The organism is Glutamicibacter sp. NPDC055354 (genome assembly GCF_053644955.1).
On sequence record NZ_JBSHMB010000002.1, the window covers coordinates 633,117 to 649,383 of the forward strand.

General features: G+C 66.7%; 13 protein-coding genes. 12 read left to right on the top strand and 1 reads right to left on the bottom strand.

Annotation, left to right across the window (positions count from 1 at the left end; translation table 11 throughout):
• The first annotated feature begins 85 nt into the window (after positions 1–85).
• The 7 genes from argC (at position 86) to ACWICV_RS13235 (ending at position 7,993) form a co-directional block, all read left to right on the top strand.
• Entirely contained in the window at positions 86–1,117 is a 1,032-nt protein-coding gene (argC, locus tag ACWICV_RS13205) for an N-acetyl-gamma-glutamyl-phosphate reductase (protein WP_402472183.1), read from the top strand.
• Complete coding sequence (gene argJ / locus ACWICV_RS13210) at positions 1,114–2,328, top strand: bifunctional glutamate N-acetyltransferase/amino-acid acetyltransferase ArgJ (RefSeq protein ID WP_400290543.1); 1,215 nt, start codon at positions 1,114–1,116, stop codon at positions 2,326–2,328. Before argC ends, argJ begins: the two co-directional genes overlap by 4 nt.
• A gap of 21 nt (positions 2,329–2,349) precedes the next feature.
• On the top strand, positions 2,350–3,285 hold the full coding sequence (argB, locus tag ACWICV_RS13215) for an acetylglutamate kinase (protein ID WP_400290545.1): 936 nt from the start codon (positions 2,350–2,352) through the stop codon (positions 3,283–3,285).
• Positions 3,282–4,541 carry an acetylornithine transaminase gene (locus tag ACWICV_RS13220; RefSeq protein WP_105658131.1) on the top strand — a complete coding sequence of 420 codons (1,260 nt, stop codon included), beginning with the start codon at positions 3,282–3,284 and terminating at the stop codon, positions 4,539–4,541. The genes argB and ACWICV_RS13220 overlap by 4 nt, the downstream gene beginning before the upstream one ends.
• A gap of 52 nt (positions 4,542–4,593) precedes the next feature.
• Positions 4,594–5,553: an ornithine carbamoyltransferase gene (gene argF, locus ACWICV_RS13225; protein WP_454091143.1), complete on the top strand. Its 960-nt coding sequence runs from the start codon at positions 4,594–4,596 to the stop codon at positions 5,551–5,553.
• 1 nt (position 5,554) lies between these two features.
• Positions 5,555–6,058 (top strand): arginine repressor, encoded by a 504-nt coding sequence (locus ACWICV_RS13230; RefSeq protein ID WP_105658129.1) that lies wholly within the window; start codon positions 5,555–5,557, stop codon positions 6,056–6,058.
• 99 nt (positions 6,059–6,157) lie between these two features.
• Positions 6,158–7,993 carry an HNH endonuclease signature motif containing protein gene (locus ACWICV_RS13235; protein WP_454091144.1) on the top strand — a complete coding sequence of 612 codons (1,836 nt, stop codon included), beginning with the start codon at positions 6,158–6,160 and terminating at the stop codon, positions 7,991–7,993.
• A gap of 80 nt (positions 7,994–8,073) precedes the next feature.
• On the opposite strand, the gene ACWICV_RS13240 is transcribed toward ACWICV_RS13235, so the two are convergent.
• Positions 8,074–8,625 carry a macro domain-containing protein gene (locus ACWICV_RS13240; protein ID WP_454091145.1) on the bottom strand — a complete coding sequence of 184 codons (552 nt, stop codon included), beginning with the start codon at positions 8,623–8,625 and terminating at the stop codon, positions 8,074–8,076.
• 252 nt (positions 8,626–8,877) lie between these two features.
• Between ACWICV_RS13240 and argH the strand changes: the two genes are divergently transcribed.
• From argH to tyrS, 5 genes are all read left to right on the top strand, one after another.
• Positions 8,878–10,293 (top strand): argininosuccinate lyase, encoded by a 1,416-nt coding sequence (gene argH / locus ACWICV_RS13245; protein ID WP_105658126.1) that lies wholly within the window; start codon positions 8,878–8,880, stop codon positions 10,291–10,293.
• Between the two features lie 119 nt (positions 10,294–10,412).
• Entirely contained in the window at positions 10,413–11,153 is a 741-nt protein-coding gene (locus ACWICV_RS13250; protein ID WP_454091146.1) for a maleylpyruvate isomerase family mycothiol-dependent enzyme, read from the top strand.
• Between the two features lie 105 nt (positions 11,154–11,258).
• Positions 11,259–11,798, top strand: a complete 540-nt coding sequence (locus tag ACWICV_RS13255) for an adenine phosphoribosyltransferase (protein WP_105658124.1) — start codon at positions 11,259–11,261, stop codon at positions 11,796–11,798.
• A 248-nt stretch (positions 11,799–12,046) separates the two neighbouring features.
• Positions 12,047–14,329, top strand: coding sequence for a HelD family protein (locus ACWICV_RS13260; RefSeq protein ID WP_454091147.1), 2,283 nt, complete (start codon positions 12,047–12,049; stop codon positions 14,327–14,329).
• Positions 14,330–14,519: 190 nt separating this feature from the next.
• Positions 14,520–15,839, top strand: coding sequence for a tyrosine--tRNA ligase (gene tyrS / locus ACWICV_RS13265; RefSeq protein ID WP_402472729.1), 1,320 nt, complete (start codon positions 14,520–14,522; stop codon positions 15,837–15,839).
• Positions 15,840–16,267: the final 428 nt, after the last annotated feature.

A 16,267-nucleotide genomic window follows, 5' to 3' on the forward strand; every position in this document is an offset into this window, starting at 1 on the left:
GCCTGGGCTGGATGTCGGGTTACGTGACAAATAATTTTATGAATATTTATTAGCGCGGGTGAATATTTCGCGGTAGAATCTGGTCATGACGATTTCAGTAGCTGTTTCCGGCGCCAGCGGATACGCCGGTGGCGAGGTGCTGCGCATCCTCGCGGCCCACCCCGACGTAGAGATTGGCGCGATCACCGCCCATTCACAGGCCGGGCAGCGACTCGGCTCGATCGCACCGCACCTGCATGCGCTCGCCGATCGCGTACTGGTGGACACCACCGTGGAAAACCTCGCCGGGCACGACGTCGTGTTCCTGGCCCTGCCGCACGGAGCCTCGGCCGCCGTGGCCGCAGCCCTTCCCGAATCCACCCTGGTCATCGACGCCGGTGCGGACCACCGCCTGGAATCAGCCGTTGCGTGGAAGAAATTCTATGGTTCCGAGCATGCCGGCTTCTGGCCCTATGGCTTGCCTGAACTTCCCGGGCAGCGCGAAAAGCTGGTCGGCACCAAGCGCGTTGCGGTTCCCGGCTGCTACCCGACCGGCGCGCAGCTGGCCCTGGCCCCGGGCTTTGGAGCAGGACTGTTGGAGCCCGACGACGTAGTGATCGTCTCGGCCTCGGGCACCTCGGGTGCGGGCAAGTCGCTGAAGCCCAACCTGCTGGGCAGTGAAGTCATGGGCTCGATGAGCACCTACGGCGTGGGCGGCTCCCACCGCCACATCCCGGAAATGGAGCAGGGCTTCTCCAAGCTGGCCGGCGAGCCGGTCACCGTCTCCTTCACCCCGACTCTGGCCCCGATGCCGCGCGGCATCCTGACCACCGCCACCGCCAAGGTCAAGGCGGGAGTCACCGAAGCGATGCTGCGCGAGGCCTGGACCGAGGCCTACGCCGGCGAGCTGTTCGTGCACTTGCTGCCCGAAGGCCAGTGGCCCACCACCGGAGCGGTGCAGGCCTCCAACCATGTCCAGCTGCAGCTGGCCTTCGACACCCACGCCAACCGCGTGATCGTCACCGCCGCACTGGATAACCTCACCAAGGGCACCGCAGGTGCCGCCGTCCAGTCGATGAACATCGCCCTGGGCCTGGAAGAAAACACCGGATTGCTCATGCAAGGAGTTGCACCGTGAGTCTTGCCCACACCAGCACCCACCCATCGGCCGCCGCCACCGGCGTCACCGCCCCGGCAGGCTTCAGCGCCGCCGGCGTGCCAGCGGGCCTGAAGTCCACCGGCAAGAACGACGTCGTCGTGGTCAAGAACCACGGACCGGAATTCACCGCCGCCGGTGTCTTCACCTCCAACCGCGTGGCCGCCGCCCCGGTGCACTGGTCCAAGCAGGTGCTGGCCGACGGCCGCATCGACGCCGTAGTGCTCAACTCCGGGGGAGCCAATGCCTGCACCGGCGTCGAAGGCTTCGCCAATACCCACAAGACCGCCGAATACGCCGCGCAGCTGCTCGAAGTGTCCGCAGGTGACGTTGCCGTGGCCTCCACCGGCCTGATCGGCGAACAGCTGCCCATGGACAAGCTGCTTCCCGGCGTGAAGGCCGCTGCCGATACGCTGGCCGACGACCAGAACGCGGCCGATGCGGCCGCCGCGGGCATCATGACCACCGACACCGTGCCGAAGCTGGTCTCCCGCATCGTCGGGGCACCGGGCTCCGGCCAGGTCATCATCGGCGGCATGGCCAAGGGCGCGGGCATGCTCGCCCCGGCACTGGCCACCATGCTGGTAGTGCTCACCACCGACGCGGTGCTTACCAGTCAACAGGCCGATGACGCACTGCGCGCGGCCACCGCGATGAGCTTCGACCGCGCGGACTCCGATGGCTGCATGTCCACCAACGACACCGTGCTGCTGCTGGCCTCCGGCGCTTCGGGAGCCGCCCCGGTGATGGAAGAATTCACCGCCGCGCTGACCGATGCCTGCTGCGAGCTGGCCGCGAAGCTGATCGAGGACGCCGAGGGCGCCGATCACACCATCGCGATCCGCACCTACAACGCCGCCACCGAAGCCGACGCCCTGGAAGTTTCCAAGGCCGTCTCGCGCTCCAACCTGGTCAAGACCGCGGTCTTCGGCAAGGACCCGAACTGGGGCCGAGTGCTCTCCGAGGTCGGCACCACCAAAGCCGCTTTCGAACCCGATGAGCTGAACGTGTCGATCAACGGCGTCATGGTCTGCAAGAACGGCGGGGTCGGCGAAGACCGCAACCTGGTCAATCTCGATGAGCGCAACGTATCCATCGAGATCGATTTGAACGCGGGCACCGAGCAAGCCACCGTGCTGACCAACGATTTGACCCACGACTACGTCCACGAGAACTCCGCCTACTCCAGCTAGGCAGAAACAAGGAACACTCCCATGGCCCACACCGCCCGCACCAACCTGGATATCGCCCAGTCCAAGGCCGAAGCGCTCATCGAGGCGCTGCCCTGGATCCAGCGCTTCGCCGGGACCACGATGGTCATCAAGTACGGTGGCAACGCGATGGTCAACGACGATCTGCGCCGCGCCTTCGCCGAAGACATCGTGTTCCTGCGCCACGCCGGGGTCAACCCGGTCGTAGTGCACGGCGGGGGACCGCAGATCAACAAGATGCTCGACACCTTGGGGATCGAATCCGAATTCCGCGGCGGGTTGCGCGTGACCACCCCAGAGGCCATGGACGTGGTGCGGATGGTGCTCACCGGCCAGGTGCAGCGCGACCTGGTCGGCCTGATCAACTCGCACGGACCCTACTCGGTGGGCATGTCCGGCGAGGACGGCGCCACCTTGCAGGCAGTGCGCACCGGCACGGTCGTGGACGGCCTGCCCGTGGACCTGGGGCTGGTCGGCGAGGTCACCACCGTGCGCACCGACCAGGTGGACTCGCTGGTGGATGCCGGGATGATCCCGGTCATCTCCACCGTCGCCCCGGAATTCGACGAATCCGGCGAGCCCACCGGAGCGGTGCTGAACGTCAACGCGGATACCGCGGCGGCCGCGCTGGCCACCGCGCTGGGCGCCGCCAAGCTGGTGATCCTCACCGACGTGGAGGGCCTGTACGCCGCCTGGCCGGACAAGTCCTCGCTGATCAGCTCGATCACCAACGACGAGCTGCGCTCCATGCTGCCGTCGCTGGAATCGGGCATGATCCCGAAAATGGGCGCCTGCCTCAAAGCCGTCGACGGGGGCGTGGGCCAGGCCCACATCGTCGATGGCCGCGCCCCGCACTCGATGCTGCTGGAAATCTTCACCACCGCCGGCGTGGGCACCCAGGTGCTCCCGGCCACCGCACAAAAGAAGGACGCCAAGTGAGCGAGCACGCCGCTGAAACCACCTCCTCCGCCCTGGCCGGAACCGCTGAAGCTGCCGGGCTGGCGCAGCTGTCCTCGGCCGCCCTGGCCGAACGCTACTCCAGCTCCCTGCTCGGCGTCTTCGGCACCCCGCAGCGCGTGCTGGTGCGCGGGGCCGGCTGCCATGTCTGGGACGCCGATGGCCACCAGTACCTGGATCTGCTCGGCGGCATCGCGGTCAACACCCTGGGCCACGGGCACCCGCTGCTGGCTTCCGTGATCAGCAGCCAGCTGTCCACCCTGGGCCATGTCTCGAACTTCTTCACTTCCCCCAGCCAGATCGCGCTGGCCGAGAAGCTGCTGGACATCTCCGCCGCCCCGGCCGGCTCCAAGGTCTTCTTCGCCAACTCCGGCACCGAAGCCAATGAGGCCGCGCTGAAGCTGACCCGGCGCAACGCCGGCACGCCGCAGGCCCCGCGCACCAAGGTGATCGCCCTGGAGCATTCCTTCCACGGCCGCACCTTGGGCGCGCTGTCGCTGACCTACAAGGAAAAGTACCGCGCGCCCTTCGCCCCGCTGCCCGAAAACGTCAGTTGGATCCCGGCCGGGGACATCGACGCGCTGCGTGCCGCGGTGGACGAAACCGTCGCGGCGGTCTTCATCGAGCCGATCCAGGGCGAAGCCGGCGTGAAGATGCTCTCCGCGCAGTACCTGCAGGCCGCCCGCGACATCACCCGCGAAGCCGGCGCCCTGCTGGTCTTCGACGAGGTGCAGACCGGCATGGGCCGCACCGGGGCGTTCTTCGCCTCGGCCCCAGTGATCCCGGACGTGATGACCCTGGCCAAGGGCCTGGGCGGAGGCTTCCCGATCGGGGCGATGATCGTGTTCGGCGAGCAGAACACCGCCTGGCTGGCCCCGGGCGACCACGGCACCACCTTCGGCGGCAACCCGGTGGCCTGCGCCGCCGGCCTGGCCGTCATCCACACCATCGAATCCCAGAACCTGCTGGCCCATGTGCGCGCCACCGGCGATTGGCTGCGCGAGCAGCTGGCAGGCGTCGAGGGCATTGCCGCCGTGCGCGGCGCCGGGCTGCTCACCGCCTTCGAACTGGCCGCCGCCAACGCGCCGAAGCTGGTCGCCGCGGCGCTGGATGCCGGATTCATCGTGAACGCCACCGACGAGAAGACCATCCGCCTGGCCCCGCCGCTGGTAATCACCACCGAGCAGCTGGGCACCCTGATCGCGGCCCTGCCGCAGCTGATCAGCGCCGCCAGCTAGCGGCCGGCAGCAACTTCGCGACCACCCCCTGCGACAGCAAAGGACTAACACCATGAGCGCAACCCGCCACTTCCTGACCGACCTGGATTTCACCCCCGACGAGCAGTCCAAGGTGCTGGACCTGGCCGCGGCGATGAAGGCCGACAAGTACGGCTACCAGCCGTTCGCCGGCCCGCAGAGCGTTGCGGTCTTCTTCGACAAGACCTCCACCCGCACCCGCGTGTCCTTCCACGCCGGCATCGCCGAACTCGGCGGCTCGCCGCTGATCATCAACTCCGCCGATTCGCAGCTGGGCCACAAGGAATCCATCGCCGACTCCGCCAAGGTGCTCGAGCGCATGGTCTCCACCATCGTGTGGCGCACCTTCGCCCAGTCCGGCCTGGAGGAAATGGCCGCGAACTCTTCGGTTCCGGTGATCAACGCGCTATCCGACGACTACCACCCCTGCCAGCTGATCGCCGACCTGCTCACCGTGCGCGAGCACAAGGGCAAGACCGCCGGGCTGACCATGGCCTACCTGGGCGACGCGGCCAACAACATGGCCAACTCCTACCTGCTGGCCGGGGTCACCGCCGGCATGCACGTGCGCATCGCCGGCCCCGAGGGCTACCTGCCCGAAGCCCGCATCATCGAGGCCGCGCAGCAGCGCGCCGCGCTGACCGGGGGATCGGCCACGATCACCACCGATGCCGCCGCTGCGCTGCAAGACGCCGACGTGGTCGTCACCGACACCTGGGTGTCCATGGGCCAGGAAGCCGAGAAGGCCGAACGCCAGCAGCTGTTCACCGGCTATTCGGTAACCGCCGAAGCCATGAAGCTGGCCAAGGACGACGCGATCGTGCTGCATTGCCTGCCGGCCTACCGCGGCTACGAGATCGAAGCCGAGGTCATCGACGGCCCGCAGTCGGTCGTGTTCGACGAGGCCGAGAACCGCGTGCACGCGCAGAAGGCCGTGATGGCCTGGCTGATGGTCGCCTCCGGCCTGGCCGAAGATCCACGAGTGGAGCTCTAGGATGTCCGCCCAGCCAAGCACCAAAACCGCCCGCCAGGCCCGCATCCGCGCGTTCCTGGGCAACAACTCGGTCAAGTCCCAGGCCGAGCTGCTCGGCCTGCTCAAGGACGACGGGCTGGAAGTCACCCAGGCCACGCTCTCGCGCGACCTGGTGGAAATCGGAGCGGTGCGCATCCGCGACAATTCCGGGCAGCTGATCTACGCGGTGCGCCAGGAAGGCGGGGACCGTTCCCCGAAGACCGCGATCACCCAGGAAGTGCTCGACGCGCGCCTGGCCAAGATCTGCGCCGAGCAGCTGGTCACCGCCGAGGCCTCGGGGAATATCGTGGTGCTGCGCACCCCGCCGGGCGCGGCGAACCTGCTGGCCCTGGCCATCGACCACTCGCAGATGCCCTCGATCCTGGGCTGCATCGCGGGGGATGACACCATCATGGTCACCACCCGCGCGGCCGACGGCGGCGCCGAAGTGGCCGCCCGCTTCCTGCAGCTGGCCGAGCCGCGTTGACCGGCGCCGCCAGGTGATCGGGCGCTTGCCGCCGCGAACTTCTCCACAGTCCGCGGCGGCTTTGCCATGCCGGTCGAGATGGCGCCCGATGATCGGGGCATGGAACCACTTCAGAGCGCCAGCGCCACGAGCACCGCGGGACCCGCACTGGCCGCCAGCCTGGGGACCGTGGCGCAGCAGCTGGCCAGCGGCACCCCGCTGGACGCCGCCAGCTTGCTGCGCGCCGAAGCCGCGTGCCTGTTGCTGTTCCAGAACCTCTGCGCCCAGGCCTCGGGCTGCGCCGATCCGCGCCTCGCGCTAGCCCACGCCCACTTCGCCGAAGCCTTCAGCCGGCAAGCCGCCCGCACCGTCGTGATGGCGGCAAGCCAGGTGGAGACCAGCGCCGCCCACGCCCTGGACCTCGCCGAATTCGACCACCTGCGCGCGGGCACCACCGATTTCAGCGCTCCTGCGCAATTCGCGCCCGGCCGCACCCTCTACCTCGATGCGGCCACCGTCCTGTCCCAGATGCTGGATGTGAATTATTTCGAGGCCGACCGCCGCGTCAAGGACGCCCATCTGGTCCACGCCCGCAAGGATATCGCCGGCGCTGCCTGCGCCCCGCGTTTCACCCTGCTCGCAGAACACTTCGCCGGCACTCCCGCCCCAGGCACGCCAGTCGCAGATCCGTCCACGGAGGCCCTGCTGTCGCCGGCCGGCTGGGCCCTGCCGGGCCTGCACAGCACGTCGGATCCCCGCGAGGTGCTGAAAACCGCCCGCGCGCTGGACAAGTTCGAACCCGAAGACACCACCTTCGACGGCCTGCCCACCACGGCCACTGCCAAGGCCGCGGACGGCACCTTGCTGGAGGAGCATGCCGCCGCGCACCTGAGGGAAGACCAGATCCGCATCCGGCAGAAGCGCATCAATGGCTTGATCAAGGAGTACAAGGACGCGCACGACCAGGCTACGACCCCGAAGCTGGGCCTCTTCCGCGGCAAGGTGGTCAATGGGGTTCATGAATTCATCGTCCGTGTCCGGGAGATCGACGCGGAACTCTGGGAATCGCTGATCACGCAGGCCGACAACAAGCGCACCAAGGCCGGCGCCGCCGCCCGCCAGGCCGCAGGCGCCGCCAGCGACAGCCCTTCCGGCCCGGAGCCCGACCCCGACCCCGGCCCGGAGCCCGACCCCGACCCCGACCCGGAATCCGACGGCGGCCAGCAAGCGCCTGGTGGCAAGGCCGAGTGGGAAGAACCCGCGGAGCACCTCTGGAACAGCGACCAACCTGCTCCGGACTGGGCGGGCGTTGGCCTGCCAGCTCCTGCGGATGATGCCACGCCAGATCCCGACCCGCCGAACCCGCCGGGCACACCACTGCCGGGCTTGCCGGCAACTTGTTCGGTGCCCGAACGCCGGCTCAATGCGCTGAATGCAATCCTGCGCAATATCGGCCCCGACAGCCGGGGCAAGCGCATCACCCCCGAAATCGTGGTGCACGCGCGCTTCGAGGATCTCCAGGATCTCGCATCGCTCACCGGCATCAGCGCGCACGGCGTGCAAATTTCCGCGCCCCAGTTGCGCACCATGCTGTGCGAAGCCAAGGTGATCAGCCCGATCTACAACGCGGACGGGGTGGTCATGGATATCGGACGCGACGCCCGGCTCTTCCCGCGCTGGATGAAACTTGCCGCCCGCGACCGGGACGGCGGCTGCCTGGTCCCAGGCTGCACGGCAGACCCGGCACTGATCGAATTCCACCACTTCAAACCGTGGGCCAAGGGCGGCCATACCCGACTCCAGGACTGCTGCCCGCTTTGCGCACTGCACCACACCATGGTCCACAGCGGCTATCTGAAAATGGTCAAGATCAAGGGCCTGCCCCATGTCATCCTGCCCAAGCATCTGGATCCGCAGCAGCTGCCGCGGCGCAACACCTATTTCGCCCGCACCTAGCTGCCCGACCTCGCAAAACTGCCGCGCCCTCGACTGGGAGTGCGCGGCAGAGTTCGTGCGTTAATGCCATTCGGATTCGGTCAGGCGGCAATATCCTCCACTGCATCCAGCGAGAACGCCCGCTCGAAGGCGGCCTGGACCTCATCGGTATGCGCGACCAGGATGATCCTGTGGATCGGCGAAATATGCTTATTGGTCTCGATCCACCGGCTGATCGCTGCATGGGCGATGCTGGCAACCTGCTCAGGATCCCACCCGAACGCCCCTGCGCCAATCGCCGGGAACGCGATCGAGTGGGCCTCGTGGCGGGCCGCGACATACAGGGAGTTCACGAAGCAGTCGTCGAGGATCTTGGGGTTCGGCTTGATCAGCGCCAAGTTGGGGGCCGCGGTGTGGACGACCCACTTGGCATGCAGGTTGCCGGCCTTGGTGACGACGGCAATGCCCGAAGGAATCCCGTCGGGGTAGCGATTGGCCCGAATTTCCCGGCAGGCGGCCAGCAGGCTGGGACCAGCAGCTGCATGGATCGCGCCGTCGACGCCGCCTCCACCGAGCAGCGAAGGATTGGCCGCATTGACGATGGCATCAACATGAAGGGTGGTGATATCACCCCGGTACAGCTGGATTTCCATTGGGTACCTCCGAAGAACGTTCCGTATCGGCTCTATGATCACACCATACGCCCGGGCGCTGAGTACTGGAAGAGGCAAAACCTAAGGTTTCCTGCGTGTTCCGGAGCCTAGCCAGGCCCCGCAGAGCAGGCCGCAGCGATAAGCATGTGATGCATGAATCGGCACACCGTTGCATAAATATGAGTTACATTGCATAAAGCTTTGCTAGAGTAGGGTGCAACGTCAATTTTCTCCGGCAGAAAGGAACGGGCCATGGCCTCGTCAACAAATGAAGGATCGCTCTGGGGCGGTCGCTTCTCCGGCGGCCCAGCGGATGCAATGGCGGCGCTGAGCAAGTCCACCCACTTCGACTGGCGCCTGGCCAGCTACGATATTGCCGGATCCCGTGCCCATGCCAAGGTGCTGAACCGCGCGGGCCTGCTCACCGATGCCGAGCTGGCAGACATGATCGCCGCCCTGGACCAGCTCGAAGCCGACGTCATCTCCGAGGCCTATGTCGCAGCGCCAACCGACGAAGACGTCCACGGCTCGCTGGAACGCGGCCTGCTGGAGCGCGCCGGCACCGCCCTGGGCGGCAAGCTGCGCGCCGGCCGGTCGCGCAATGACCAGATCGCCACCCTGGGCCGGATGTTCCTGCGCGACCACGCGCGGATCATCGCCCGCGGCGTGATCGACACCCTTGACGCCATGGTCGAGCAGGCCAAGGCGCACCCCTATGCGCCGATGCCCGGGCGCACCCACCTGCAGCATGCCCAGCCGATCCTGCTCTCGCACCTGCTGCTGGCCTACTCCTGGCCGCTGCTGCGCGATGTGCAGCGCCTGGTCGACTGGGACAAGCGTGCCGCCGTGTCGCCCTATGGTTCCGGTGCGCTGGCCGGCCAGACCCTGGGCCTGGATCCGAACTTCGTCGCCGCCGAGCTGGGCTTCGACTCGGCCGTGCACAACTCGATCGACGGCACCGCCGCCCGCGACGTGTTCGCCGAATTCTCCTGGATCGCGGCCATGATCGGCGTTGACCTCTCGCGCGTCTCGGAGGAGGTCATCCTCTGGGCCACCAAGGAATTCAGCTTCGTGAAGCTGCACGATTCCTTCTCCACCGGCTCCTCGATCATGCCGCAGAAGAAGAACCCCGATATCGCCGAGCTGGCCCGCGGCAAGGCAGGGCGCCTGATCGGCGACCTGACCGGCCTGCTGGCTACCCTCAAGGCCTTGCCCCTGGCCTACAACCGCGACCTGCAGGAAGACAAGGAACCGGTATTCGACGCCGCGGACACCCTGGAAATCCTGCTGCCGGCGGTCGCCGGAATGATGGGCACCTTGACCTTCAATACCGAGCGCATGGCGGATCTGGCCCCGCAGGGCTTCGCCTTGGCGACCGACATCGCCGAATGGCTGGTCCGCCAGGGCGTGCCGTTCCGCGACGCCCACGAACTCTCCGGCGCTGCGGTGCAGCTGGCCGAATCGCGCGGCGTGGAACTGTGGGACCTGACCGACGAGGAATACGCCGGCATCTCCGAGCACCTGACCCCGGCGGTGCGCGAGGTGCTCTCCACCGAGGGTTCGCTGAACGCCCGCAACGGCCAGGGCGGCACCGCCCCGAGCGCAGTCGCAGCGCAGCTCGCCGAGTTCGAGCGTCAGCTCGACCAGATCAAGGCCTGGGCCAAGTAGCACCAGGCAGGGCCAAGCGGCCGCCGCGCGGGAAGAATCCTGCCCGGCGGCCACTTGCGCCTTAACCACGGCTTCGAGCCCTTGCGCATTTGCGCCCGATTCGCGCTAAAGTGTGATTCATGACTCGACTCCTGGCCCCTGCCGAACTCATTGGGCAGGTCACCACCGCATTGGATGAACTTTCCGTACAGGTGCGGGAGGTTCCCGACACCCAGTACAGCAAGCCCAGTTCGCTGCCGGGCTGGAGCACCGCCCAGCTGATCGCGCATCTGGCCTCCTTCGCGAAGGCCGCCGTGCGCCAGTTCGAGTACGCCGGAGCCCAGCGGCCGCCGCTGATGTACGACGGGGGCGCCGAGGGCCGGATCGAGGCGATCAACATGACCGCGCTGATGCGCCCGGAGTCCCTGCGCGCCTTGGCCGCCGACGCGCTGGCCCAGTTGCGCGCCACCCTGCCTGGTGCCGAAGCCACGTGGGAGCAGCCGGTGGGGTACCGCCCGGGGGCCAAGGCCGCGGACCTGATGTACGCGACCTGGCGAGAGATGCTGATCCACGCCACCGACCTGGACGAATTCCTGCGCCCGGCCGCCAGCTGGCCGCCGGCATTCAGCGCGCATCTGTTCCGGGCGCTCGAAGCCCGCGTTCCGGAAGGAACCCGCCTGGTGCTGCAGCCGCATGGCAAACCCCGGATCGTGCTCGGGGACGGGGCGAAATCGTGGGTGCTCTCGGGCACCGATTTCGACTTGGCCGCATGGATGGCCGGCCGCCCGGCGGCCGGGCCGGTGCAGGTTACCGCGGCCGCCGACGGGGCCGCGGACCCGCAGCTGCTGCCCTGGCCCAGCGATCGCTTGATGAACCGCTAGCCTGGATGGTTAACCGCCGTACCGCATGGACACCGCCCAAAATGTGCTCATGATTATGCACGATCGTGCGGCGTGCGGCGCGCGAAGGGACTAAAATTACTAGGCGTGACTACTTCTGAGAGCATTAGCGACCTGCTGGATCGACTGTGCGAGATCGTGCCCGACTACCCGCAGCCAGGGATCTCCTTCAAGGACCTCACCCCGGTCTTCGCCGACCCGACCGGCCTGCGCCGCATGGTCGACGAGCTGATCGCCCCCTTTGAGGGGCAGTTCGACATCGTCGCGGGCCTCGAAGCCCGCGGTTTCGTGCTGGCGGCGGCCGCCGCCTACGCCTCGGGCAAGGGCATGCTGACCATCCGCAAGGCCGGCAAGCTGCCGCGCGAGGTCTACCGCGACGAGTACACCTTGGAATACGGCACCAGCTGCCTGGAGGTGCACAAGGACGAGATCGCCCCGGGCACCCGCGTGCTGATCCTCGACGATGTGCTGGCCACCGGCGGCACCGTGGGTTCAGCGGTCCGCCTGCTGGAGCAGACCGGTGCCAGGATCGCCGGCGTCGGCGTCGTGCTGGAACTCGATGGCCTCGAAGGACGGGCCAAGCTGCCGGGGCACAAGGTGCTCTCCTTGCAGGTCGTCCACTCCTGAGCCGGGCAGCGCGGTGCCGAAGCGGCAGCCGGGAAGCGGCGCGCAGGTAACAAACCGCCACGCTTCCACGCCGCTGGCGAACAGCCCGGCAGCGGGCCCGGCCAGCGCTTGGCACCGGTGCGCGCGATTACCTGCGCCGGGCCAAAGGCGCGTATCATTATCTGTCCTGTGTTTTTACGTGGGAACCGTTTTACGTAGGGCCCTGTGCTTTGCGCAGGGGCACATTTTGAGCGCGAGGGGAAACTGGGTTGACCGATACGATCGAGGCCGATCTGTTAGCTGAATCCGACTATGTGGGCCGCCTGTACGCGCGGCTGGACGAGTTGCGCGCCGAAAAGGTGGAGCAGCTTGAGCGCACCCGGGCCCAGGGGGCGGTGGGCACCTTCCAGAACATGTCCGAACGCGACTCTTTCGCCACCCTCTACGAGGACCGGATTGCCCAGCTCGACGCCGTCGAGGACCGCCTGGTCTTCGGCCGCCTGGATATGGCAGCCAACGGCCAGGGGCAGGAAGCCGGCAACGGCTCATCCTCCGGCACTCCCCGCTACATCGGCCGCATCGGCCTGTCCGACGAGGACCTGAACCGGCTGATGATCGACTGGCGCGCCAGCGAAGCGGCCCCCTTCTACCAGGCGACCGCGCTGAATCCGCGTGGGGTGCGCCGCCGCCGCCACCTGATGCTCAAGGGCCGGACCGTGGCCGGCATCGAGGACGACGTGCTCGACGAGACCTGGCTGGATGAGGGGCACACCCACCACGGCGAGGGCGCGCTGATGGCCGCTTTGCGCGAGAAGCGCACCGGCCGCATGGGCGATATCGTCGGCACCATCCAGGCCGAGCAGGATGCGATCATCCGCGCGCAGCTGCCCGGCGCCGTCGTGGTCCAGGGCGGTCCGGGCACCGGCAAGACCGCCGTCGCCCTGCACCGCGCGGCGTTCCTGCTCTACGAGTACCGCGAACGGCTGAAGAACGCCGGGGTGCTGATCGTCGGCCCGTCCACTTCCTTCATGCGCTACATCGAGCGCGTACTGCCCTCGCTGGGCGAGACCGGCGTGGTCATGTCCTCGGTGGGCGAGCTGTACCACGGCATCCACGCCGTGCCGGAAACCAACCGCACCGTCGCCCGGCTCAAGGGCCAGCTGTCCATGGCCAGGGTGATCGCCACTGCGGTGCGCAACCGCCAGCGGCTGATTCCGGAAACCCGCACCCTGGTCGTGGAGGGAACCCGCCTGACCCTGACCCCGAAGATGGTCAAGAACGCGCGCGAACGAGCCCGCCACACCCACAAGCCCTACAACGAGGCCCGCGAAACCTTCGTCAAGGTGCTGGTGGGGGACCTGGCCGAGCAGTTGCGCCGCAAGCTGGAGGAATCGGCCGGGCAGTCCTCGACCACCGACCGTTCCTACCTGCCCCAGGAAGTGCGCGAATCGCACGATGTGCGCGTGGCGCTGAACCTGTGCTGGATGCCGATGACCCCGCAGCAGCTGGTGGCCGAGTTGTTCGCCACCCCGCACCTTTTGGCCGCCGCGGCCCCGCACCTGAAGGAAACGGACCGCGACGCCCTGTACCGCCGGGCCGGCTCGCCGTTCACCGAGGCCGATGTGCCGCTGCTCGATGAGGCATCCGGGCTGCTCGGCGAGTTCGCCGACCCGCTGGCCGGCACGCACACCGCCCAGTACGAGGCCGACGTGGAAAATGCCAAGGCCGCGCTGCGCAATATGCACACCATGCTGGAAAACGCCGGCATCGACGGTGTGGTCACCGCGGAGCAGGTGGCCGGGGTGAACCAGGAAACTGCGGCCCGGCTCACGGCCGCCGAACGCGCCGTCGCCGATCGCACCTGGGCCTACGGGCACATCGTGGTCGACGAGGCGCAGGAGCTTTCGCCGATGCAGTGGCGCCTGCTGGTTCGCCGCTGCCCGATGAAGTCCTTCACCATCGTGGGCGACATCGCCCAGACCTCGGCCGCCTCGGGCGCCAGCAGCTGGTCCCAGGCCCTGGAGCCGTTCTTCGGTGAGCGCTTCGAGCTCGAAGAGCTGACCGTCAACTACCGCACCCCGGCGCAGATCGCCGACGCGGCGGTGCGCGTGGCCCAGGCCGCCGGCCTGCGGATCACCACCCCGCAGGCGGTCCGCGAAGGCGACTGGCCACCGGTGCTGACCAAAACCACCGAGGCCGAAGTCCAGGATGCGGTCCTGGCCGCGCTGGGCGAAGAGCTGGAGTACTCGGCCGGGGGACTGCAGGCGATCATCGTGCCGCAGCAGGATCTGGCCCGCATCCGCGCGGCGGTCCAGGACGTGCATGGCGACCGCGTTGGCGCCGGTTCGGGCGGATTGAGCCAGGACATCGTGGTGATCACCGCGCGCGAGTCCAAGGGCCTGGAATTCGACGGCGTGCTGATCCTGGAACCGGCCGAGCTGGTCGACGAGGTGGACGGCGGCGTGGGCGATTTGTATGTGGCAATGACCCGTACCACCCAGCGCCTGCGCGTGGTCCACACCCGCGAACTGCCTGAAGGCCTGGAAGGCTAGCAGCGCACCGCGGGGTCGGCTATGTGACCAAGGGGCGGGCCGGGGAAGTGGCACGAGCCTGCCACCAAGCGATAACCTTAAACCCATGCGCCGGGAAGGCAACCCCAACTCCCGGTGCGATCACAGGTGCACGCAAGCAGCAACGCGGGCACTCGGGGCAGAACGAAGACAGAAAATGGTCACAGTGAGCATGTCTGATACGAAGCAGAATCCCGTGATTGCGGGACAGAGCAACGACGCATCTTTCGAGAACGTCTGGCAGGAACTCAAGTGGCGCGGCCTGGTGCACGTGTCCACCGACGAAACCGAGCTGGAACGAGCCCTGTCCGAAGAGTCTGTGACCTACTATTGCGGGTTCGATCCCACTGCGCCGTCCCTGCATCTGGGCAACCTGGTGCAGTTGCTGAATATGCGCCGCCTGCAGCTGGCCGGCCACAAGCCGCTGGCCCTGGTTGGCGGTTCCACCGGCCTGATCGGCGACCCGCGCCAAACTGCGGAGCGCACCTTGAACACCAGGGAGACGGTGACCGAGTGGGTCGCCAAGCTCCAGGCGCAGGTTTCCCGCTTCCTCTCCGATGAGGGCGAGAACGCGGTGCAGCTGGTCAACAACCTGGACTGGACGCAGCAGCTGTCGGCCTTGGACTTCTTGCGCGATGTGGGCAAGTACTTCCGTGTGGGCACGATGATCAAGAAGGAGATCGTCGCCGCGCGACTGAACTCCGACGAGGGCATCAGCTACACCGAGTTCTCCTACCAGGTGCTGCAGGGCTACGACTTCCTGGAGCTGAACCGCCAGTACGGCTGCACCCTGCAGACCGGCGGCTCGGACCAGTGGGGCAACCTGACCAGCGGCACCGACCTGATCCGCAAGGTCCAGGGCAACTCGGTGCACGCCTACGGCACCCCGCTGATCACCAACTCCGACGGCACCAAGTTCGGCAAGTCCGAGGGCAACGCCATCTGGCTGGATGCCGAAATGTGCAGCCCGTACACCTTCTACCAGTTCTGGCTGAACACCTCCGACGCGGATGTGATCGACCGCTTGAAGGTATTCACCTTCCTGACCCGCGAGCAGATCGCGGAACTGGCAACCGAAGTTGCAGAGCGCCCGTTCAAGCGCGTCGCCCAGCGCACCTTGGCCTGGGAAGTCACTTCCCTGGTTCACGGTGTGCAGGCTACCGAGCAGGTGATCGCCGCTTCGGCTGCGGTCTTCGGCAATGGCGATCTGGGCGCGATTGATCTTCCTACCCTGGAATCGGTTATAGCGGAGCTGCCTTCGGCGAAGGTTGCTGCGGACGATCTGGGCATTTTGAATGTCCTGGTTGCCTCGGGCCTGAGCAAGTCATTGTCCGAAGCACGCCGTACGGTCGCTGAAGGTGGCGCCTACGTCAATAACGGCAAGGTTGGCGGCATCGAAACTGAACTGGCCGAGGCGGACTTCCTGCATGGCCGCTACGCGATCGTGCGCCGCGGCAAGAAGAACATGGCAGTGGCTGAACTGGCCAAGTAGGGCCCAGTAACTACCGCACTACACTAAACCGCCGGAAAAGCTTGTGAACCAAGACACTTTTCCGGCGGTTTTGTTTTACCTAATTATGATAATCCCTAGTCAAGGTCGGATTAGGGGCTGAAATTCGACCCGTAGGCCGATTTTGCGTCGTAGCTGAACCCGTGTAGAGTTTTATCTCGCGCCGCTGATCCGGACAGCCTGAAAGGGCGAAACGGAAACGGCGGGGTGAACAAGACTGAAACGTCGAGTTGACAACAGTCAACTTGGTGGTAAGCTTGTAAAGTTGCTCCGGAGCGAAGCAGTCATCGAAGGATTGGTGGTTGTGGTGTCGAGAGTGTTTGTTGTTTGAGAACTCAATAGTGTGCCAAGTTTGTTGATACCGAATATTTTTATTTGGTGAATACATAACATTTGCTTGAGGCATTGCA

What these genes read in the sequence shown, in the direction of transcription:
- argF (WP_454091143.1), top strand. Translation starts at nt 4,594, where the DNA reads ATGAGCGCAACCCGCCACTTCCTGACCGACCTGGATTTCACCCCCGAC.
- argH (WP_105658126.1), top strand. Translation starts at nt 8,878, where the DNA reads ATGGCCTCGTCAACAAATGAAGGATCGCTCTGGGGCGGTCGCTTCTCC.
- ACWICV_RS13250 (WP_454091146.1), top strand. Translation starts at nt 10,413, where the DNA reads ATGACTCGACTCCTGGCCCCTGCCGAACTCATTGGGCAGGTCACCACC.
- ACWICV_RS13235 (WP_454091144.1), top strand. Translation starts at nt 6,158, where the DNA reads ATGGAACCACTTCAGAGCGCCAGCGCCACGAGCACCGCGGGACCCGCA.
- tyrS (WP_402472729.1), top strand. Translation starts at nt 14,520, where the DNA reads ATGTCTGATACGAAGCAGAATCCCGTGATTGCGGGACAGAGCAACGAC.
- argC (WP_402472183.1), top strand. Translation starts at nt 86, where the DNA reads ATGACGATTTCAGTAGCTGTTTCCGGCGCCAGCGGATACGCCGGTGGC.
- ACWICV_RS13240 (WP_454091145.1), bottom strand. Translation starts at nt 8,625, where the DNA reads ATGGAAATCCAGCTGTACCGGGGTGATATCACCACCCTTCATGTTGAT.
- ACWICV_RS13230 (WP_105658129.1), top strand. Translation starts at nt 5,555, where the DNA reads ATGTCCGCCCAGCCAAGCACCAAAACCGCCCGCCAGGCCCGCATCCGC.
- argB (WP_400290545.1), top strand. Translation starts at nt 2,350, where the DNA reads ATGGCCCACACCGCCCGCACCAACCTGGATATCGCCCAGTCCAAGGCC.